Here is a 21,769-nt window from a genome sequence, read left to right on the forward strand (position 1 = left end):
CTGTTATTTCGTACCGGCAGCAATATGCGTGGCGGCGTTAATCAACGTGCGTTCACGCGGATCACGCAGTGCGTCTTTCACCTGTGCGCTTTCACCTTGGATGACGCGCTCATGCAGCATCGGGATTGCCGCATCGCTAGCCAGGATCAGGTTCTCTGCTTGCATAATGGCCTGACGACGTGCCTCCCCTGCGGGAATGGCGGACGCCTTTTGCAGCGCCCGATCGATTTCCGGTCGGCACAGTTGGGCGATATTGAACGACCCTTCACAGGCAAAATCGCTGTACAAATAAGCCACCGGATCGCCGGAATCCAGCACGGTGGCGCGGGACAAAATAAAGGCGTCAAACTTGCCAGCCAGCGCGTCGGATTCGATCTGCGCATATTCACGTACCACTTGCTTCACCGTAAACCCGGCGGCGGTGAGTTGCTGTGCCAGATAGACCGCGACTTCAGGCAGTTCAGCGCGATCGCTAAAGGTTGCCAGCGTGATGGTCGCGCCAGCGGGTGTACCGGCCTTAACCGGATTTGCCACAGGCTGGCGCAGCGTCGCCGCCCACGATAGTGCTGGTCCCAACAGACCTTGGGCGACATCGGCACGCTTCTCATACACGTTATCCACCAACTGCTGACGATTGATGGCATCACGTACGGCAGCACGCATGGCGGGGTCTTGCATTACGCCATGACGCGTATTCAGATACAGCGTGTTGGTGCGCGGCATTGGCACTTCATGGACCAGCGATTGATCCAGCAGCGGTGCCTGGGAAACAGGAATGGCTTCGACAATGTCTGCCGTACCAGTGCGCAGTGCAGCGGCACGTGCCGCGCCGTCGGACACAAAGCTGACGTCGATACCGCTGGCCTGTGCTTTCTCGCCCCAATACCCGTCGAATCTGTCCAATACTGCGCTGCTGGTGCCCGTGACGGTGCGCAGAACGAATGGACCGCTCCCAGTATTGATCGGGTTAACGACGCCATTCTTACCGTATGCCGTGGTGGAAAGAATCGCTAACTGCGGGCTGGATAAACGCTGCGGTAGCAGCGGATCTACGTTGGCGGTGGAGACAATGACGGCGTTATCGCCATCGGCTTTGACCGTTAACTGCACGCCATCCAGAATTCGAGGTTTAGGTGAGGCGGTAGAGGCCACCGTAAGCGCATTGACCACCGTGGCGGCGTTTAACGTGGTGTTATCGTGAAAATGGACATTTGGGCGCAGTTCAAAACGCCATGATTTATCATCGATCTGCTGCCATTTCGTTGCCAGCGCGGGCTGGGCTTCACCGAGTTTATCAAGCACCACCAGCGTTTCTGCCGTACTCCAGCGCGACAGTTTAAAGGCGTCATCGCTCAGCGGCGTCAGACCGGAACGCGGTGGCTGGAGCATCGCCAGCTTGATTCGACCGTCATGATGCGAGGTGTGGTTTTCTTCAGGCTCATTAAAGCAGCCTGAAAGCAGCAGCGTGGCTGAGAGCAGACCGGAAATAGGCCACAGGGTATTACGCATATTCATCAGTCTGTCCTTATTCATTCACGGTTGAAGCGGATTTAAACGGGCGGCAGATGATTATCATTGCCAGTGAGCTACACAGCGGTACGGCGGCGAGCAACACCCACGGAATCGCGGCCTGTGGCGATGGCGTCAGCGCACGATCGAGCTGGCTGCCGAGTATAAAGTTACCGACCAGCACGGCGATACCGCCCATTGACGCTAGCGCGCCATAGTGCGCACCCAGATTTTTGTTGTTGGCAAAGCGAGGGATGAGGTCCATCCCGACAGGGACGATTAGCATCTGTCCCAGTGTCAGCAGAGTAATCAATGAGATCGCGGGGAGCAGGCGCAGCCAGCCTTCCGGCGGTGTGGTGGAGGCAAACAGCGCGACGCTAAAGAAGGATGCAGACAGCAGCGCGAAACCCAATGGCAGCATGCGTGCCGCACCAACCCGACGAGCAAAACGCGCCAGCGGGAGCTGTAATCCGATCACCAGCAGAGAGGCCAGCACAAACAGCGGGCCGAGATCTTTCTCGCTGCTGCCGGAGCGATGCAGTTCTACCGGTAGCGCCAGATAGAGCTGGTTATAGCTAAACAGGTAAGCGCTGTAGGCGATGATGAAGGCGACAAAGCGCCGCTGGCGGAAGGTCTCCCACCACGGAGCGATGTGCAATTCGCCTTGATTTCGCTGTGTTGGCGGCAGGCTGAAAAACAGGACGATGAGCGCGATGACAAATACGCCAGCACCCGCTAATGCCACGCGCTGGAATCCGTATCCGGCTAGCACCGAACCGAGCAATGGCCCCAGCACCGCACCCAACTCGCCGCAAATCGCAAATAGGGCGAACCACTCGGAGCGGCTACGTTTTCCCTCTTTTTCACTTTGCGTACCGGCCTGTGCCATCAGCGCTTCAATAGCAGGAGAGAACAGGGCACCGCCGACACCGGTCAGGCAGGCACCGAGGATTATCGGCCATAGCGAGTCGCCCAGTGCCAGCAGGAGATAGCCGCTGATACGCACGACACAACCGCACAGGATAATCACGCGTGGGCCGAAGCGATCGGCCAGCGCGCCGCCGACTAAAAACATGCCCTGTTGAGAGAAGGTACGTAAGCCAATGACCAGCCCGATAGCCCAGCCGGAAAGCAGCATGTCGTCGCGCAGGAAAATAGCCAGGAACGGCACGACGGCATAAAAGCCAATGTTGAAAACAAGCTGGCTACCCAGAAGCAACGGGGGATAGGGCCGTGGGGCGCGGTTGGCGGTAAGGTCTGACATTGAATCATCCGTTATAAAAAAGTCGCGATATACTCGTCATACTTCAAGTTGCATGTGCGTTGGCTGCGTTCACTCACCCGAATCACTTACCTGAGTAAGCTCATCGGGATTCCTTCCCTTGCCGCGTTATTCGGCCTTATGGCCTCACCCCTTTGGGGTCAGCGCAAGCGCTGTTCAAAAACGCCTTGCCGTTTTTGTCCTGAAACTCGAATTATTTAGAGTATAGAAAAATTACGTTATGGCTTAATAAACTATTAAAACAGTCAGCTATTGTAAGAAACGCGTTTTCGGCGAGCTAATAGCCGGAGGCAGACAGCCCAGGCACGGCCTGCAATAAACGGGCGGTATGCGCCTGTTCTGGCGAGGCCAGCACCTCGGCGGTGGGACGATCTTCAATGATGCGCCCGCTATCCATGACCAGCATCCTGTCGCACAGCCCTGCGAGCATGGAAATATCGTGCGATACCATCAGTAATCCCATCTTGTTTTGTTCCGTGACTTGTTGAAGCAGGGCTTTAATCTGCTCACGCAGCGGCAAATCCAGACCGCTGACGGGCTCGTCTGCCAATAAAAACGCAGGGCGAACAATGAGTGCTCGCGCCAGCGCAACACGCTGTGCTTGCCCACCGGAAAGCTGCCCGGCGACCTTGTCCAGAAGCGAAACGCTTAGCCCAACTTGATCCATAACGTCATGCAAATTCTTTTCACTAGCGCGATGGCTCTCATCGGGACGGAGCCGCTTCAGTGGCTCAGCGAGGAGATCGGCGACGCGCTGGCGTGGGGCGAGCGAGCCTGCCGGATCCTGCGGAATATATTGAACGCGGCGTCGATACCACAGGAGTGAACGCACCGAACCGAGCTTAATCAGGTTGCCGTCACAGTACACCGCGCCACTCTCAGGCGCTTCAAGCGCAAGCAGGGTTTTTAGCAGCGTAGATTTGCCACAGCCTGAAGCGCCGACCAGACCGACGCGTTCGTGCTGTTGCAAATCCAGCGACAGGTTGTGAAAAATGGCGCTGGCAGGATCGGCCTTTTTCCACGGCAAACGTGGCGTCTGGCGATAGCGGCTGACGTGCTCAAGACGTAAAAACGGTGAAGACACCGCATGCAGATGGTGATTCATCCGGCAAGTGCTCCGGCAACGGCGGTGGGGAACACATGGCTGGATAGAACATTGCTGGATAAGGCACTGGTTGATAAAAAATTGTCAACGCGACGCGCGGCAGCGACCAGACTACGTGTATAGGGATGCTGTGGTGCATTCAGGAGTTGCCGCATACTGCCGGATTCAACGATCTGACCGTTTTCCATCACCAGACCGCGCTGGCAGAGTTGGGCGGCGACGGCAATATCATGCGTAATAAATAACAGGGCAGGCGCATCCGGCTGCGCGCTACGTTCCTGTAACACCTGCAATACCTGCTGCTGGGTGATGACATCAAGTGCGGTTGTGGGTTCGTCCGCGACCAGCAAGCGAGTTTTGCCAAGCAGCGCGAGGGTAATACAAATACGCTGGCGCTGACCACCGGATAGTTCGGCAGGATAGCGTTGCAGCAGATTGGGAATATCATCCAGCTTCATGGCAGCCAGGAGCACAGAAAGCTCAGCGGAAGAGGGAGCTTTCAACGCCAGAGAGAGCTGTTTTCCTAACGGCATGAGGGGATTAAGGGCTGTTGCAGAATCCTGAAAAACGGCAGAGACGCGGCTGGTATGAGGGCGTGCCAGTGCTTTCAACTGACCTACCTCTTCACCATTGACCCGAATATTGCCGCTAATCTGGCACCCAGCAGGTGGGGTGCCGATTACCGCTTTGGCAGTAAGAGATTTACCCGAACCGGATGCGCCGAGTAAACAGACACGTTCACCTGCGAATAACGTAAAGCTGATATCGCTGACTTTGGTTTCACCACCAATAGACAGGCTCAGGTTTTCTACCTGAAGAATGGCGTCTGTATGTCTGTTCCAGTTAATCATGGCTAACGTATAGGGTCAGTGTAAGTCGATATGTAATAACATAACAAATTAAGGCGAAATGATGCAAAGGAAATGTGACACAGAGCGAATAAATCACTCTATCGACGCAGCCTTAACCGCTTGCGTCGATGATGAGAAAGGGGGGGAGTAAATCGTCGGGAAACGCGGCGTATCTTGAGTGGTTACTCGTTAGGTTCATTACTGAGTTGTGCCAGTTCTGCTGCGCTCAACTGAGTAATCTGACAAACCTGATCCGGTTCCATGCCGCTTAACAGGAGTTGGCGAGCAATGTGGCGAGCACTGGTTTTTATACCTTGCTCCATACCCCGTTGCATTCCTTGCTGCATGCCATGTTTGATGCCTTTTTCAAACCCAATTTTCTCAAGCTGTTGTGCGATGGTCATGATTGCCTCCCGATCCGTTGACAGAGATTGCGCGACGGCCTCAATAAAGTCTGCTGGCCTTGACGTGTTACCGCTTCGTGCGATGTAAAACAGAATTGCTCTTTTTTGCGGTAGCGGCACCTGCCAGCGTTCAAATAATAGCCCGATATCCTGCGCCAGTTCTAGCATATCTCGGTGTACTGTTGTCTCTTTGTCGTATGTCTATGAATATTCAGGAGTGGTTTCGTGCGTATTAACACCACCATTCATATACAGTACCGTACATACGCCCGACTCAGGGCGCTCAATTGCCGCCGCCCTGAGAACCCAGGCTTCCGGCTAAATTATGCCGCTTCGCGGTACCATCGGTGTTCATGACCGCTAGTCGAGCCGCCAGTGACGCGCTCCTGACGCGGCACTGGCTTTCGCGACGTCCTGTCGCTCACTCGGCGGTCATGCCCACCGCTGCATAATTTTTTAAGCCGGATGATTGAGAAACCATCATAAGTTGTGGCATGTGCGTAGAAATCCATGTGGATGGATAGAAGCGATCTCACTGGAAGCGAGATCGCTTTAGGTGTCGTGGGGTTTAGGCTTGCTGCTCTGCCAGCCATTGGCGCAGTCGTTCGGGCTGTTGTGCACCACTTAGGCGAGCCTGTTCTTCACCGTTTTCAATCCATAGCAAAGTCGGTAGTGTTCTTACCGCCAGTTTCTCCGCCAGTGTAATGTGATGATCGGCGTCCAGATAATGGCTCGACAACTGGCGGTATTCCTCGTTATCCAGAATCGTTTCCAACTGGCGATAGAGGCTCTTACAGTGGACGCAGCGCTCGGCACCGACCAGCAACAGCTGTGGTTCAGTTTGTGCTGCCCGTTCTGTCCAGTCGTCGACGGTAAGCGGAGCAAAGCGCTCTCGGTTGACGGCAAAGAGTTTTGGGCTGCGCTTGAGATCTTCGCTGTCGGTCGCGACACACAGGGCATCGCCGCTCTTTTTATAGGGGCGGGTGCCGTCAATACGAATCACGCTAGCGAAGCCGGGGGCGGTGGCTCCGGGCTGGCGTAGCTGAGTGTTATCCGGAGCGATCACCGGTGTTTCCTGTGGGCGAGGCAACTGTGGCACCCACTCATAGGGAACGCGGTAGGCGCGATACAGCATGTTGGTATTCACCGTCTTGCCCCAGTAGGGGGAAATAAACTCCCAGACAATTTCGTGATCGACGGTGACTTCAAATAGCCGACCGTTAGCTCCTTCATTGATCAACGTATTGCCGTTCGGCAGGCGCTGGATATTGCTGATGTACGGGCTGTAAAAACGGAAGGCGTCGGTTGGGTGTGGAATGCCCGCTTCATAAGGTGAATAGCGCCACACAATATCCAGCGTTACCGGATTGATCTCTAACACGCGGGAATAGTCACGCCAGGCGTTTTTTACCCCATCGGGTGATGCCGGATTGGGCGCGCCGTAGCCTGCCCAGCCGCCGTTATCAAACACCAGAATATTGCCAGCGCCCGGCAACCCCGCAGGGATCATATGCGCGTGGTGCTGGCCGATAATCCAGCCGATATGTTTGAGTTCGGGCGTATTGTAATGGGGGCCAAGCTGCCAGACGATGTTACCGCTCTGCTTGTCGATGATGGCGATAATGTTGGATTCGCGGGCGTCCCAGATGATGTTATCGGGGTGGAAACGGGTATCGCCCTGATCGAACCACGGATTGGGGCCGAGTGCCGACATCGAGTTGATATGCATCCAGTCGCCCATCCCGCCACCGCTCTTGCGCAGATTGGGATTATTGTACAGCGCGGTTTTGGCATCGTCGTCAAAACCCAGTTCGTCGAAATGGTCGCTGCATCGCCACTCCCATAAAATATTACCCTGCCAGTCCACCTCAATGATGGTGTCATCAAGCAGCAACTTATCGCTGATGCGTTCATTGTGCAGGTTGGTATGCGCCAGTAATAGCGTATTGCCGCCAATCGACTGCGGTTCTTGCCCCGGTGCGTAATAGCCGACCGGATTGCCGCTGCGCTGGTAATCATGATGGACGCGCGCCATCCATTCGGGCGGAAGGTCTGGATCGGTAATGTGTTCATAACCGTTGAATTTCCAGACGACGTTGCCATCCCAGTCCACCTGAATCAGATCGACCATGTCCTGCATGCCGTAGCGCGAATCACGTTCGCCGCTGTGTCCGAGGATGTAACCGCCGGGCAGAATTTTGTTGGGGAAACCGTGCAGGCCTTCCCACAGGCGCAGTTCGGTGCCGTTCATATCCACCAGCACTGCGCCGCGCTCCAGCGCCTGAAAGACGGTGTAGCCGCCCCAGGCTTTTTCCGGGTTGTAAATTGTCGTGCCGGTTGGGTAGACGGAAGGGTGTCCCATGATGGTGCTCCAGTATTTACGTGTTCAGAGAAGAGAGGGCGGTAGCCGTGTCGGCAGGCTGTGTCAGTAGCGCAAGCAGAGCGCTGCACTGCTGGTGAAAAGCCTGGCTGTCACGCTGGCGTGGATGCGGCAGCGAAATGGTTGCAATCTGGCGGATACGGCCCGGTCGCGGTGCCAGCACGACAACGCGGTCGGCAAGATAGACCGCTTCTTCGACGTCGTGTGTCACCAGCAGCGTGGTGGTGCCTTCTTCCTGATGAATACGACGCAGCTCCTGTTGCATCTGCTGCCGGGTCAAGGCGTCTAATGCGCCAAAAGGTTCATCCAGCATCAGGATGCGTGGATTGCCGACAAGCCCGCGCGCGATAGCCACGCGCTGCGCCATACCGCCGGAAAGCTGTGCGGGCAGGGCGTCGGCAAAATCCTGCAAATGCACTAGCTGAATGAAGTGGTCGATCAGGCGTTTGCGCTCTTTTTCGCTGATTGACTCATTCGCCAGCCCGAGAGCGATGTTTTGCCGCACCGTCAGCCACGGAAACAGGCGTGGTTCCTGAAACACCATGCCGCGCTCACGTCCGATGCCGCGCACGGTTTTTCCTTCGACCAGCACGCGCCCCTGATAGTCGTTGTCTAACCCGACCAACATGCGCAGTAGTGTGGATTTGCCACAGCCGCTGCTGCCGACAATTGCCACCAGCTCACCGCTGTGAATCGACAGAGAAAAATCCTCAATCACCGTCAGCGCCTCGCCCTGTACGCGAAACTGCTTGCGCAAATGGTCGAACTGCACCACTGGCGGTGGCACATCAGGGGTTATGGATGTCATACGATTTCTCCTGCGGAACGCCAGCGCGTCATCCGCTGTTCCAGACCTAATCCGACGCGGTCGAGCGCCGCGCCCGTTAAGCCAATCAATAACATGCCGCTGATAATCAGAGGCATATCCAGCAACTGCTGAGCGTTGATCATCAGGCTGCCGATTCCGGTGCCGGATGACATGAAATATTCTGCGCCGATGGTGCCAAGCCAGGCGTAAATCAGCGACAGGCGTAAACCCGCGAAGATGGCAGGTGCAGCACCCGGTAAAATCAGAACCCGTAGGCGGGTCGATAAACGCAGTTGCAGTACCTGTGCGACTTCTTGTAGGGCCTGCGAACGCTGGCGAATGCCGCGATGGCTGGCCACCAGCATGGGAAAGAAGGACGCGAGTGCGACAAACGTGATTTTTCCAGCCTCATCGTTACCGACCCAGGCGGTCAGCAGCGGCAGCCAGGCAAACAGCGCAATCTGGCGTAGCGTCGCGACCGTGGGCGTGAAGAGGGCGTCGCTGGTGGTGTTTAGTCCCAGCAGCACGCCGCCTACGAGACCCGCGACAATGCCGCATACCGCGCCGGCGAGCGCGCGCGTCAGACTGGCCTGCATCGCTTCAGTGAGTGAACCATCGCGGATGCCTTGTAGCAGCATGTGCCACACGTCTGCGGGTGGGGGAAGCAAGAGAGGATCGATCCAGCCGAAGCGGCTGGCCTGCTGCCATAACAGCAGAAGCAGAAACGGTAAAACCAGTGCCGATAGTTTGCGAGACGGCGTTGTGGTTAATTGGCTGAGTGGCGGATGCGGCCAGAAGACCAGACGGCGTTCCAGTTGATTGATCAGCCACTCCATCGTCAGCCCAGCCAGCCCGATGACGGCGATGCAGACAAACACGATGTCTAGCTGAAACAGTTGACGTCCCCATACCAGCAGATAGCCGATGCCCTGAGACGATGCCAGCAGTTCCACCACAATCAGCGACACCCACGCCTGCGAAAGCGCGAGCCGTAAGCCAGTTAGCCAGGTCGGGAAGGCGGCAGGCAGCGTTAATTTGATGAGGCGCTGGTGCCACGGCAGGCGCAGGGTACGGGCAACTTCCTGTAGCGCATGCGGCACATTGCGTACGCCCGTTTGCGTATGCAACGCCACCGGAATAATGACGGCCTTGATGATGACCGCGAGCTTCAATGCGTCATCAATGCCAAACAGCACCATAAATAGCGGGATCCAGCCTAGCGTCGGGATCTGCGCCAGCGCGTACACCGTGGGATGCAGCAGGTGTTCGGCGCGGCGTGATGCTCCCATGAGTGCACCGAGCAATGTTCCTGCCAGTAAACCAGCCAGCAGACCGCTGACTAACCGTTGTAGGCTGATAAAGAGCTGTGGCAGAAGATCGTTATGCCAAAGTTCAACAGCGGTGTTGGCGACGACATTGGGTGCAGGAAGAATCTGGGCAGGCATCCAGCTGTAGTGGGTGCTGATGTACCACAGCACCAGCACCACCAGTGGCACGACAAGCGGATAGGCCAGCGCTATCGGCAGCGAAGGCCAGACAATCACGGTTTTTTTCAGCCCTATCGACTTATTCATTTTATTCCACGAAAGCATCACAGCTGGATGAATAAGTAATAAAAAACAGGTTTACATACTGAAGGCCAATGCAATAAAGCGATGGACGTCGTGCAATAAATGCATATGCGAACCTCGAGCCCACCAGCGCTGATTTATGCTTTTTTCCGCTGAACAAACCTATAAATGTTATTTAAGCCTGACGCCGACGGTTCGTTAGTTTTCATGGCAGATGAAACAGATTACTGAGGAACATCGATGCAGCACGCAACCCCTTTAAATTTGATAACCCCTTATTCTCGCTGGCGGATGGGAATGAATAAGATTCTTGGCCTGACGTTACTGATGAGTGCCGCGCTTGTTTCCGCAGTACAGGCGGACGATAGCGTAACGTCGGATGCACAGAAGCCGACGGCGATTCGTATCGGTTTGCCGGATCAAAGCGCAGGTAGCAAGCCCTTTATCCGCGGGCCTCTGGGGCTGGCGCATATTCAAAAGCAACTGGAAAAAGAATTTGAGCCGCAGGGCATCAAAATTCAGTGGTCGTTCTTTAAAGGAGCAGGACCGGCGGTGAATGAGGCACTGGCAAACAAACAGTTGGATGTGGTGTATCTGGGCGATCTGGCCGCCATTATTGGCCGTGCGGGAGGCCTACCGACGCGGGTGCTGGTGGGGTCGCGTGGTTCTAATTCTTATCTGGCGGCGACACCGGAATCGGACATTCAGCGCATTGAAGACCTACGCGGCAAGCGGATTGCGGTCTACAAAGGAACGGCCGATCAGCTGTCGTTTGAACGGGCGCTTAAAAGCGTCGGGCTGAACGAGCGGGACGTGCGTGTGATTAATTTGGACTGGACGGCGGGCAAAGCGGCGCTGGCGGCCAGACGCGTTGATGCAGTGTGGGGCGGTGTTTCTCTGCTGGCGTTGCGTAAGCAGGGCATCAATATTGTCACCACCAGCCGGGCGCTGGGTTGGTCGAACACCACGCAGGCTGCGGTGCTGGCGACGCAGGATTTTATCGATCGCTATCCAGGCACGACGCAGCAACTGGTGAATGTGCTGGTGGACAATGCGCAGTGGATCGGCGATGCGCAACACCTGCCGGAATACACCGCGTTGATGGCTAAGCAGAGTCAGATTCCGCAGGCGATTTTTCAGGAAGAGCTGAAAGCGGAAGATCTCCCTTTCCAAAGCTCGCCGCGTCTCGATCCATTCCTGCTCAGTAGTTTGCAGGACAGTATCGAACGGGCGAAAGCGGCTGGGCTGATTCGCAACACGTTCTTGGCCAGCGACTGGTTTGCTGGCCAGTTTGCCGATCGGGCGCTAAAAGCAAAAGCGCTGGAGTCAAATTGGCCGGTGTATGATGCCAGCGGTAATCCGACGAAATAATCATCAAGGCGCTTACAGGGTCGGTAGTGCCGGAGCCGGTAAGCGCAGCCTGTCCTGCGCCAGTATGGTTTCAATCATCAGTTCAGCCAGCGGCGGCAGCGTGCTCTGCAAACAGGTGACAATGCCGAAGCGGGTTTGCATGTTTCCCCATTCCGGTGGTGTTCCCGTCAGCGGAATTTCTACTAGTTGATGGCTTAACCGTCCTAGCGCGAAGCCATCCTCGCTGGCGAAGCTGATAGCCTGCGTATGCCGCAGGATGCTGAAGACGGAATAGATATGGTCACACTGAATTTGCGGCCGATGGTCGGGCTGGCGCGTGAGGGCAGCCAGAACCTTGCGCATGCCGACAGGCATAAAGGGGGAGGCGAGGGGAAAGCGCAGCAGATCGTCCGGCGTCACGTTTGTCTGTTGTGCCAGCGGGTGTGAAGAGTGGCAAATAAAGAAGCAGCGCTGTTGACTTAATGGCTGTACATGGAGGTTGGTTTCCATTTCAGCCTGCCAGGTATCGGCAACAATGAAAGGCCACTCGTCGGCCAATAACCGCTCACGCAGGGACTGCCAGTTATCCACGCTGTAGGTCACTCTGGCCCGCGGGCGAAGGGCATGGAAATGCGCGACCGCTTTGGGGATCAGCGCGGTAGACGGCGCAGGGCCACAGCCGAATGTGAGTTCGCCTTCCTGCGCCTCACTGATCTGCCGCATGTCGGTCATCAACTCCCAGGACAGCTCCTGCATACGCCGCGCAAATGGCAGCAGCGTATTACCCTGCCACGTCAGCGCAAAGCGTCGGCTTTGACGATCGATAAGCGGATGTCCCATCGCTTGTTCCAGCGCCTGAATACTGCGGCTGAATGCCGACTGCGACAGACAGACAGCGTCTGCGGCCTGTACAAAACTCCCGTGTTCGGCCAGTGCAAGAAAATTGCGTAATTGCCGTAAATCCAGATGCATGTTGCGGCTACCTACCGTATCGATTTTCCCCACTTTTTAGGCGGAGGTTGGATAGCAACGCAATGAACAAAACGTTATAAGTTATAGCGAATTGATTGCTATCAACCTCCAGCAAGCGGAAGTGACCGTCTGGCGCGGTCAGCGGCTATTTCGCCAGCGCACAAGAAAAGTCCTGAATTTCTTCCACGGAGCCGAGGCTCATATTGAATACATCAAGGCTGCTGGCGAGCAGCACCTTTTCTCCTGTTGGCGTAGAAACCATTGCAAGGCCGTATTTGCCGATAGATTCATTTCGCTGCTGTGCGTAGCGATCTAAGGTTTTGAACGGATCGCTTTGCGTCAGTTCGTTCGCCGTGAGCGTTTTTGCCAGATAGATGTGCCCGTTAATTTTCACGGGCAGCGCTCTCCAGTCGCCAGAGAGCGTCGGGAACTGCTGATTCAACGTTTGATAAATTTCGGGACGCAGACAGGCAATGTGGATATGCAGTTGGTTTTGCGTACGACCATAGCGTGAGTTAATCGCCAGCGAAATATAATCATCTTTGATCGGTTTACCTGCTTCACGCGACAGATGGCTGCGCCGATCCCACGCCTGCATGAAGAAATTAGGCGTGTTTTGCTGCAAGAGTTCAGGACTCTCAATGCCGCTGATTTTAGCCGTTGGGAGTAGCAGGTCGTGATAAGGGCCTTTTCTGTCATCAAAGAGTACGTAGCCCTCTGCCAGATTGACCTCCAGACAGGGGGCCGGATTACTATTGCGCTGCTGGTTGGGTACGCACTGTTCGCTGGTGATTTCCCATAGCGCGTTACTGTTTCCCCTGCCGAACATCCACCAGCCAAGTGCAATGACCGCTGCGAGCGATAGCACTACACCGATGACACGTTTTTTCGACATGTTGAGGGTCTCCACCTGGATTGAAGATCAAGATAAAATGCCGCAAGCAAATTACCGTTAACGCTGCGGTGCGGCATCGACAACATACCGCGCTTATTTTCAGCGCCGTGTGCGGTGTCTATGACGGATAGCGCACCATACAAAAATGACAGGGCAATGACGATAGGAATATAGGGGAAATGAATGCAGTGAGATGCCACAGGCTGTGAGTCTGTGGCATCCCGATCAGGCTATTTTCGCCTGCCAGTCGCGACCAGGAATGGCGTTGATCAACTGCCGTGTGTAGGCGTGCTGTGGGTGTTGAAACAGTTGTTGTGTGCAACCTTGTTCTACGATCTTGCCGGCTTGCATGACAATCAGGCGGTCACATACCTGCGCGGCGACACGTAGATCGTGGGTGATGAAAATCATGGACAGCCCTAGTCGTTCGCGTAAATCGGCAAGAAGCGTCAATATCTGTGCCTGCACCGAAACATCCAGTGCGGAAACGGGTTCGTCAGCCACCAAAATGCGAGGTTCCAGCGCCAGCGCGCGCGCCAATCCGATGCGCTGGCGCTGCCCACCTGAGAATTCATGCGGATAGCGTTGTATCGACTGTTTATCCAGCCCCACCAGCGTGAACAGCGTTTTCACCTTCTCTAGCGCCTCTGCGCGAGGTATTCCCTGAATCAGCAATCCTTTTGCCACAATTTCTCCCACCTGTTGGCGAGGATTGAGCGATGAGTAAGGATCCTGAAATACCATTTGGATATGGCGGCGGTATCCGCGTAGCTCACGTCGTCCCAACTGTGTGAGGTTGCGCCCGTCAAACTCAATCTCCCCGGAATCTGGCTGATACAGCCGAACAATACAGCGTGCTAGCGTCGATTTTCCAGACCCGCTTTCGCCCACAATGCCCAGCGTGCTCCCTTGCGGCAGTGTCAGGCTGACGCCCTGTAGCGCCTTTTCTTCGCGTCTGTGGCGTAAAAACCAACCCGGTTGACGAAACGTTTTCACCACATTATTGAGCGTCAGGATCGGCGCATTATCTGCCACTGGGCGAGGCTGTGCCGGGTGTTGTGCGGGGATGGCGGCAATCAGAGAACGCGTATAAGGGTGTTGAGGAGCGTAAAGAATCTGCTGGATGTCACCTTGTTCTACCGGTTCACCCTGCCGCATCACGACAATACGGTCAGCGATGTCGGCAACCACGCCGAAATCGTGGGTGATAAAAAGCACGGAAGTGCCCTGACGTTGCTGAAGTTCACGGATCAGTTGCAGTATTTGTGCCTGAGTAGTGACATCTAGCGCGGTGGTTGGCTCATCGGCGATGAGCACCTTGGGTTCCAGCGCTAGCGCCATGGCAATGACTACGCGCTGACGTTGCCCACCGGATAACTGATGTGGATACGCCTGTGCCGCCGTCGCCGGGTCGGGAATATGCACGTCTGCCAGTAGCGCCTGCACACGTCGTTCTCGTTCACGACGCGGCAACGTGGGCTGATGGGTAATAAACATCTCTGCAATCTGGTCACCAATCTTTTGCAGCGGGTTTAGCGCGGTCATCGGATCCTGAAATATCATTCCGATACGTGCACCGCGTAACTGACGCATATCCTGCTCAGATAGCGTCAGCAAATCACGTTCCTCAAAAAGAATACGCCCTTGTGTGACGCTGACCTGATCGGGGAGTAACCCCATAATGGCACTGGCCGTCATGGATTTACCGGAACCACTTTCGCCAACGACGCACAGAATTTCGTTAGCATAAAGTTCAAGTGAAACGTCGCGGAGCGCCCATTGGCGGTCTCCGTCTTTGGGCAGAGCGACGCTGAGATTTTCTATGGATAACAATGGGCTCATGATTTTTTTAATCTCGGATTGAGTGCATCGTTCAGCCCTTGTCCCACCAACGACACGGAGAGCACGGTTAATAAGATGGCCACGCCGGGGATCGCGGACACATACCATTCCTGACGCAGGACACTGCGACCCGCACCGATTAAATTGCCCCATGAGGGCACATTGGGATCGGAGAGATTCAGGAAAGCTAAGGCACTTTCCAGCAGGATGGCGACGGCCATAATGACGCTGGCGTAGACGATGATAGGCGGCAGCGCGTTGGGCAATATTTCGCGGAACATGATGGGGATATCGCGCATGCCAAGCGAGCGAGCTGCCTGCACAAACTCCCGGTTACGCAGAGACAGAAATTCTGCACGCGTCAGGCGAGCAGCGGGTGGCCAGGACACAACGCCAATAGCCCAGATGACGGTATCCAGCGAGGAGCCAAATACGGCAATTAACACCAGCAGCAGGAGGAAGTTGGGTAGAACCTGAAACGCTTCGGTGAAACGCATCAACACGTCATCGACGATGCCGCCGTAGAAGCCCGATAATGCGCCAACGGCGATGCCAATAGCAATGGCGATGAAGGTAGCGATCAGGCCAATGGTTAGAGAAATGCGCGTGCCATGGAAAATTTGGGCCGCGATGTCTCGTCCTGTTTGGTCGGTTCCCAGTAGAAAACGGGGATTTTGTAACGGCCATTGCAGCGGTCGTCCCGCTAGCCGCAAAGGGTTGTCAGGAAAAAAGAGATCGGCGGTAAGCGCCATGGCTACCACCATTAATAATATCACCAGCCCGAGCAGCGCAGTGGGGTTGTGTGCGTAACGTTTACAAAAAAGAAGCATCGTGTTTTCCTGCCAGTCTCACATATTATTTATCCGATTTTTTTCGGGATCGTTTTGGCGAACTTATTCACGGATAATGCGCGGGTCGAGTCTGGCATAAAGCAGATCGACGAGAAAATTCAACGCAATAACCAGTAGCGCCGAGACAAAGACGACGCCAAGAAGTGTGTTGAGGTCGCGCTGCATAACGGACTCATACGCCAGACGGCCTAAACCCGGCAGCGAAAATACGCTTTCCACGACCACTGAGCCTCCCAGCATGGTACCTGCCTGCAAGCCGACCAACGTAATCAGCGGCAAGAGAGCATTACGAAGGATATGCCGAATAATGATGCGATTCTCTCTTACCCCTTTGGCGCGGGCGGTGCGCACAAAGTCCAGCGTGGCGACCTCTAACATGGCGGCGCGCATAATACGCAGGTAAATGGCGAGAAAAATGAGTGCCAGCGTCAGAGTTGGAAGCACCAAATGTCGGGCGATATCGAGCAGGCGATCGATGCCAGTCAGGCCGCTGGCGATGGTTTCAAATCCGCCGGAGGGGAGCCAGTCGAGATAAATAGAGAACAGAAAGATCCCCATCAATCCAAACCAAAATGACGGTGTGGAGTAAAACACCAGTCCCAGCAGAGAAATGAGCGTATCTGGCCAGCGATTCACCCGACGTGCCGCGATAATCCCCAGTACCATGCCTGCCGTGACGGCCAGAGCCAGAGAATTTGCCATCAGCAGCAGCGTGACGGGCAGACGTTCAATAATGACGTCAACAACCGGCTTACCGTAGATCGCCGACTGTCCCAAATCGAGGTGTACCAGTCGCCACATATAGTCACCGAGCCGCACGGCGGTAGACTGATCCAACGCGTAGTAGCGACGCAGTTCTTCGATCATAGTAGGATCGCCGCCGCCTATATGTGCGACCAACGCATCCACTGTGTCGCCGGGGGCAAACTGCAATAGCAGAAAAAGACCTGCCAGAATGATTAGCAGAGCAGGAATGGCCGCCGCCAGACGGCGGCAAGTAAGCAATAAGAATTTCATCCCGCTTTACGCCTCCAGCCAGGCGTCATGCCAACTGCTGGACGGCCAGCGTGCGTTGTTAAGGGCATTTTTTAGCTTTTTATTGACGACGGTATAGAACTGACGCTCGGTAACAAACCACACAGGGAACTGCTCATTGGCCTCTTTAACCAGCTCAGCATAGAGCGCGCGCCGTTTCGACGTGTCGATCTCGGATGCGGCATCGTCTATGAGTTTATCCACTACATCTGACTGCCAGCCGTACTGATTCGTCCAGGGTGAACCGGCCGGACTGCCGGATCGCAGCCATACCGTGGTGGATACGGCCGGATCGCCGCGATACTGATGCCAGCCAGTGGCGATATCGAAATTATGCTCTTTGTAAACGGCGGACAAGGAACCAGCATAGTCAAAGTTAGTGATGTCCACGCGTATGCCGATTTCCGCGAGCGATTGTTGGATAAAAGTAGCAAAAAGCGTGACATCTTCGCCGTTAGCGATCGGTACCAATTTCAGTGAAAACCGTTCTCCCTTGCCCTTGCGAGGATAGCCTGCCTCATCCAGCAGCGCGTTGGCCTTCTGGCGATCGAACGGGTAGGGCGGCTGGCTGTTTGCTGGGTAGAACGCGGTTGATGTCGACGGAATAATCCCTGTGGCGGGTTTGCCCTGGCCGTATAAAAAGTTCTCGATAAAGAACGGTACGTCAATGGCGTGGGCAATGGCACGTCTGACGCGTACATCGGCAATTTCTTTACGGCGGAAGTTGAATTCAAGCGTGTTGTTGAATACGTTAGCTTCAGATCCGCGTGCCGTGACCTCAAAGTCCGGATGCGTTTTCAGGCGATCCAGATCGGCAAGCGAAAGCTGCGAATAGGCGCTGAGTTGAATTTGCCCGGTTTCCAGTGCGGCCGTCGCGGCGGATTTATCGGTAATGATACGCCACACGATACGCTCGATATAGGGTTGATCCTGCCGCCAATAGTCTGGGTTACGAGTTGCGATGATGTACTGACCGCGTTCGTATTGAACAAACTTAAAGGGGCCGGTGCCGATAGGGGCATTATTGGCCGTATTTTCCAGTACGTTACTGTTTTCGTAAACATGACGAGGCACGACGTAGCCGAGATCGGCCAGCGCGCGCAGCAGCAGTTCGAGCGGCATAGGACGTGAGTAATGAAATATGGCGGTATGGTCATCCGGTGTGTCGACGCTTTCTAAATGCTGATGAAGTGCCGTGCCGTAGTTGAGCTGTTTCTTCCAGAGTTCGAGCGCGTTGTACTGTACGTCTTTGGAGGTGAAGGGTTTGCCATCATGCCATTTCACCTGTTCGCGCAGCGTAAACGTAATGGTTTTTCCGTCTGGAGAGCTTTGCCATGCAGTTGCCAACTGTGGAACGATACTGCCGCTGGCATCAAGATCGACCAACGATTCGATGATTTTACTGGTAACAATATACACGCCCGTAGACGCGCGAAGCGCCGGATTAAGAATGCGCTGCTCGGCAGCAATATGTACGCCGAGCGTGCCGCCTTTGACGGGGGTACCGGATAACACGCTGCCCTGACTGGCGTGTGCGGCTGATAAAAAGCTGGTGAAAGGCCATACCGCGGTCATTGCGGCAGAAGAGAGCAAAAGCCGTCTGCGTGAGATATTCATAAATAGTCCCTGTATAAGACGCTATCCTTTGCGCCATCAATTTGCTGGCGGTAATGGCGCGAAATAACGCTGGATAAAAAGAGAAAAACCAAAGAAATAAGAGCATAAAATCAATCATGATTATTAGTGAAATGACGATTTATGCTATTGCCTTGCATTATTGATATATATGAAACTCAAATTTTATATATTCATTTTTCGGAAAACTAAATCCAAATAAGTTATTAGCAAATGGGGGTGATTGGTTTCTAATAGTTCTTCGTTTTTCTTCACGCATGGCCGTTTAGCGGTGCATCAAGTCGTCCTGCCTGTCAGTAACTGAGAGCAGGCTAACCCGACAGCGGTAGAGATTATTTGAGAATGTTATGGCCACACTATTATTGGATCACGTTGTTCACTATGTGAATAACCTACAAGACGCGGTTAAGGTACTGACTACTCATCGCCTGCACGCCTTTCCCGGTGGATCACATCCCGGCTGGGGAACCCATAATGCGTTGAGTTACTTTGGGCTGACCTATGTCGAGTTTTTAAGTATTCGCGACGCGGATGAACTGGAGGCGGCGCGGGACAGCTTTCTGCTTTCCAGAGAGATTCAAACGTTTCTTCCTGAACGACAGGTATTACATCGTGTTGCGTTGCGTAGTGATGATATTGAAGCCCACTATGCCGATCTCCAGTCGCAAGGGCTGACGCTATCACCGCTGATCGCGGGTCAACGTCATGATAAACAGGGAAACCTGATTGAATGGCGGATGTTTACCATCGATGGGGATTTTCAAGGGGTCGCTTACCCTTTCATTATCCAATGGGGGGAACCTGATAATGAACGGCTGCACCTGTTACGGGAGCGTGGTGTCGATCGGCCGCATCCCGCAGGTGATGTTACCCTCCAATCATTGATTTTCAAGGTACGGCAACCTGAGGAAGTCGCTGCACATTGGCAAAAAGTTTTTCATTTTTCTCTGGCCGATTTATCTGCAAATGAATTACGTGTAGGCGATAGACGTTTTATTTTTCAGCGGGGCGAAGAAAACGCATTAACTGCGGTGCGGCTGGAAACAAACAGTCCGGAATTAATCAATAAGAGCCTGTTTGTTGGAGACGGTGAATATCAATTTGTCGCGATAGATAACTAGTCGCAGAAAGAATGAATAGAGTGAGTAAAATTGAAGCGAGGATCTATGGCAAAGGTTCATTTTATTGGCGCAGGGCAGATGGCCGAGGCGATTATTCGTGCTTCTCTGGCGAGAAATACGTTTAACGCGGCACAAATCAGCGTGGAAGATATTGATGGCAGCCGTGTGAAGACGCTAACCGAGGCGTTTCATCTGGCGTCTTATCATGCAGACGATGCACTGGCACAGGCGGATCTGATCGTAATTGGCGTACGGCCCCAAGATGATATTGAGGGGGTCGCCAGACGAATCCACACCTTTGCATCAAGACAAAGCACGGTGGTGTCGATTGTGGCGGGAGTTACGTTGGCGCAACTGACCGCGCTGTTGGGTGAAAAGCAGGCGATTGCGCGGGTGATCCCCAATACCTTGACGGATACCGGCTATGGCTACAGCGGTGTTACGTTGAATACATTGGCGCAACCGGAACATATCGAGACGTTTCTGTCGGGTTTTGGTAAAACGCTGTATCTGGAAGAGCGCCTGATTGACATTTTCACCGGATTTGCCGTGGCGGGGCCAAACTATATCTACTATTTTGTTGAGTCACTGACCGATGCTGGGGTATTGGCTGGATTACCGCGTGCTCAGGCAACGCAGGTTGTATTGGAAAATCTGGTTGGTGCGGCGGAAATGTTGCGCCTTAGCCAGAAACATCCACGTCAATTGCTGGATATCAATAATTCTCCAGCCGGGGTCGGGATGCATGGACTCTATGAACTCAACAACAGTGATTTTGCCGCGGGGTTGCAGCGTAGCGTATTAGCGGCAGTAAAAAGAACCACAGAACTTGCCGATGCTCGTTAGTATTGCATTGTCGAAGTCGTGCGGCCTCATCACGTTGAAAGCCAGATGAGGCAGTAACGCGCCGAACGAGGTATCAATCAAGCCGTTCAGGCTGATGCCAGCACTGTAGCGCGGTACGAAGATAGCGTGTTTATCCTGATAACTCTCACTGTTGCCAACGTACATAGGCAAAATAGACGTGATGACAATTATAGGGGCTCAGGCTTGATGAGTTGTAATTCCACGCCCAGCCTAATGGCATGTTTGGCATTCAGCACGCCGAGTTTTTTTACCACATTACCAATATGGAATTTCACGGTGCTGATTTTGATATCCAGAATCAGCGCAATTTCCGGGTAGGTTTTTCCCATGCTGGCCCAGTAAAGAATTTCGTTTTCGCGCTGGGAGAAAATTTCTTTGTCGCCTTGCTTCCTGCTCTGCGGGCTTTGTGTCATCTCTTTGTAAAGCGTGGTGATTTTCTCATGAGTGGCAATGAGCAGCATTTGTAGTTTGTCTTTGTTTTCCTCAACAATACTTTCCATATCCGTTGGAGCATATTCTTCAAACATAATCGATAGCGCCGCCAGGTTATTATTGTTGTCATGCAAGACAAAGGTGTAGCCATTAACAATATCGTACTCTTTTGACAGATTAAAAATCTTGGAGAACTTCAGCTTAGAGTTAATAACGATGTTGTCTTCCCAGGAGAAAGGCGAAACTTTATTTATTGCCGTTAAAATAACGGGGTCAATATGCTGATAGTTATTTTCTTTATAGGTATTAACCCATTCCTGCGGGTAATTTGAGATGATCACAACCTGAGACGGGTTCTTCTTATTCATGATCATATAGGCGTATTTCAGGTCGCCATATTGTTTTAACTTTCGGCCGAGATAGCTTTTTATCGTGTTATTGATAATTTCATTATCAGAGCAAAATACAGACATGTAACGGCCTCAATAAAAAGCGAGAATGTACTTATGATATAGATCACGTCATAAAAGTATAGTACTGACCTATACCTAAGTCTAAGTACTGTTACCTCATGATATCACTTATAATTTTTTCATGAACAGGGCAATTTACAAAAAAATTTAAGAAAGTAAATTTTAAAAAAATTGTTACAAATTGATTTGCCAACCCAGGGAATTATCCATAATTTTGTTCCTGTTCTGTCGACTGAATTTAGGGTGTGTGGTGCTAAACCATGCGCCCTAAAAGCAGTTTTACCGTCACTTCACATTGCTTATATGCGGCCTTTCCCGCAACGAACGGCTAGAATTCCACGTCATTCGGAGCTGGATAGTAAATAATCCGTTTTCCCTCATCAACT

General features: G+C 53.6%; 17 protein-coding genes and 1 pseudogene. 3 read left to right on the top strand and 15 right to left on the bottom strand.

The window, feature by feature from the left end; translation table 11 throughout:
* Window positions 1-3: 3 nt before the first annotated feature.
* The 8 genes and pseudogenes from KP22_RS01950 to KP22_RS01985 all read right to left on the bottom strand — a co-directional run bounded on the left by KP22_RS01950 (window position 4) and on the right by KP22_RS01985 (window position 9,913).
* Entirely contained in the window at window positions 4-1,515 is a 1,512-nt protein-coding gene (locus KP22_RS01950; protein WP_039322085.1) for an ABC transporter substrate-binding protein, read from the bottom strand.
* 10 nt (window positions 1,516-1,525) lie between these two features.
* Entirely contained in the window at window positions 1,526-2,773 is a 1,248-nt protein-coding gene (locus KP22_RS01955; RefSeq protein WP_039322088.1) for an MDR family MFS transporter, read from the bottom strand.
* A 295-nt stretch (window positions 2,774-3,068) separates the two neighbouring features.
* Complete coding sequence (locus KP22_RS01960) at window positions 3,069-3,896, bottom strand: ABC transporter ATP-binding protein (RefSeq protein WP_039322092.1); 828 nt, start codon at window positions 3,894-3,896, stop codon at window positions 3,069-3,071.
* Window positions 3,893-4,747: an ATP-binding cassette domain-containing protein gene (locus KP22_RS01965; RefSeq protein WP_156103765.1), complete on the bottom strand. Its 855-nt coding sequence runs from the start codon at window positions 4,745-4,747 to the stop codon at window positions 3,893-3,895. The genes KP22_RS01960 and KP22_RS01965 overlap by 4 nt, the downstream gene beginning before the upstream one ends.
* Window positions 4,748-4,929: 182 nt before the next feature.
* Window positions 4,930-5,325, bottom strand: a pseudogene (locus KP22_RS01970) (RpnC/YadD family protein); the annotation flags it as partial.
* 394 nt (window positions 5,326-5,719) lie between these two features.
* Window positions 5,720-7,513: an aryl-sulfate sulfotransferase gene (locus KP22_RS01975; protein ID WP_039307508.1), complete on the bottom strand. Its 1,794-nt coding sequence runs from the start codon at window positions 7,511-7,513 to the stop codon at window positions 5,720-5,722.
* A 16-nt stretch (window positions 7,514-7,529) separates the two neighbouring features.
* Entirely contained in the window at window positions 7,530-8,339 is an 810-nt protein-coding gene (locus KP22_RS01980) for an ABC transporter ATP-binding protein (protein ID WP_039307509.1), read from the bottom strand.
* Window positions 8,336-9,913: an ABC transporter permease gene (locus KP22_RS01985; RefSeq protein ID WP_039322095.1), complete on the bottom strand. Its 1,578-nt coding sequence runs from the start codon at window positions 9,911-9,913 to the stop codon at window positions 8,336-8,338. Before KP22_RS01985 ends, KP22_RS01980 begins: the two co-directional genes overlap by 4 nt.
* Before the next feature lie 237 nt (window positions 9,914-10,150).
* Between KP22_RS01985 and KP22_RS01990 the strand changes: the two genes are divergently transcribed.
* Window positions 10,151-11,281: an ABC transporter substrate-binding protein gene (locus KP22_RS01990; RefSeq protein WP_039322098.1), complete on the top strand. Its 1,131-nt coding sequence runs from the start codon at window positions 10,151-10,153 to the stop codon at window positions 11,279-11,281.
* A 12-nt stretch (window positions 11,282-11,293) separates the two neighbouring features.
* Here the strand turns inward: KP22_RS01990 and KP22_RS01995 are convergent, their stop codons facing one another.
* The 6 genes from KP22_RS01995 to KP22_RS02020 form a co-directional block, all read right to left on the bottom strand.
* The gene (locus KP22_RS01995; RefSeq protein WP_039322101.1) at window positions 11,294-12,232 is read right to left on the bottom strand and encodes a LysR family transcriptional regulator; all 939 of its coding nucleotides are present in this window, start codon (window positions 12,230-12,232) and stop codon (window positions 11,294-11,296) included.
* 145 nt (window positions 12,233-12,377) lie between these two features.
* A complete protein-coding gene (locus KP22_RS02000; protein ID WP_039322104.1) occupies window positions 12,378-13,127 on the bottom strand; it encodes a CDP-diacylglycerol diphosphatase in 750 nt (249 codons plus the stop codon).
* A 225-nt stretch (window positions 13,128-13,352) separates the two neighbouring features.
* Window positions 13,353-14,969 carry an ABC transporter ATP-binding protein gene (locus KP22_RS02005; protein WP_039322108.1) on the bottom strand — a complete coding sequence of 539 codons (1,617 nt, stop codon included), beginning with the start codon at window positions 14,967-14,969 and terminating at the stop codon, window positions 13,353-13,355.
* Window positions 14,966-15,799: an ABC transporter permease gene (locus KP22_RS02010; protein ID WP_039307523.1), complete on the bottom strand. Its 834-nt coding sequence runs from the start codon at window positions 15,797-15,799 to the stop codon at window positions 14,966-14,968. Before KP22_RS02010 ends, KP22_RS02005 begins: the two co-directional genes overlap by 4 nt.
* 63 nt (window positions 15,800-15,862) lie before the next feature.
* Window positions 15,863-16,837, bottom strand: a complete 975-nt coding sequence (locus KP22_RS02015) for an ABC transporter permease (protein ID WP_039322111.1) — start codon at window positions 16,835-16,837, stop codon at window positions 15,863-15,865.
* Window positions 16,838-16,843: 6 nt separating this feature from the next.
* Entirely contained in the window at window positions 16,844-18,472 is a 1,629-nt protein-coding gene (locus KP22_RS02020) for an ABC transporter substrate-binding protein (protein WP_039322114.1), read from the bottom strand.
* Between the two features lie 365 nt (window positions 18,473-18,837).
* Between KP22_RS02020 and KP22_RS02025 the strand changes: the two genes are divergently transcribed.
* Window positions 18,838-19,611, top strand: coding sequence for a VOC family protein (locus tag KP22_RS02025; RefSeq protein WP_039307529.1), 774 nt, complete (start codon window positions 18,838-18,840; stop codon window positions 19,609-19,611).
* Window positions 19,612-19,656: 45 nt separating this feature from the next.
* Window positions 19,657-20,457, top strand: a complete 801-nt coding sequence (locus tag KP22_RS02030; protein ID WP_039307531.1) for a pyrroline-5-carboxylate reductase family protein — start codon at window positions 19,657-19,659, stop codon at window positions 20,455-20,457.
* Window positions 20,458-20,645: 188 nt separating this feature from the next.
* Here KP22_RS02030 and KP22_RS02035 read toward each other — a convergent pair whose 3' ends face one another.
* Window positions 20,646-21,383, bottom strand: a complete 738-nt coding sequence (locus KP22_RS02035) for a helix-turn-helix transcriptional regulator (RefSeq protein WP_039322116.1) — start codon at window positions 21,381-21,383, stop codon at window positions 20,646-20,648.
* Window positions 21,384-21,769 lie beyond the last annotated feature (386 nt).

This window comes from Pectobacterium betavasculorum (genome assembly GCF_000749845.1).
Lineage (GTDB): Bacteria > Pseudomonadota > Gammaproteobacteria > Enterobacterales > Enterobacteriaceae > Pectobacterium > Pectobacterium betavasculorum.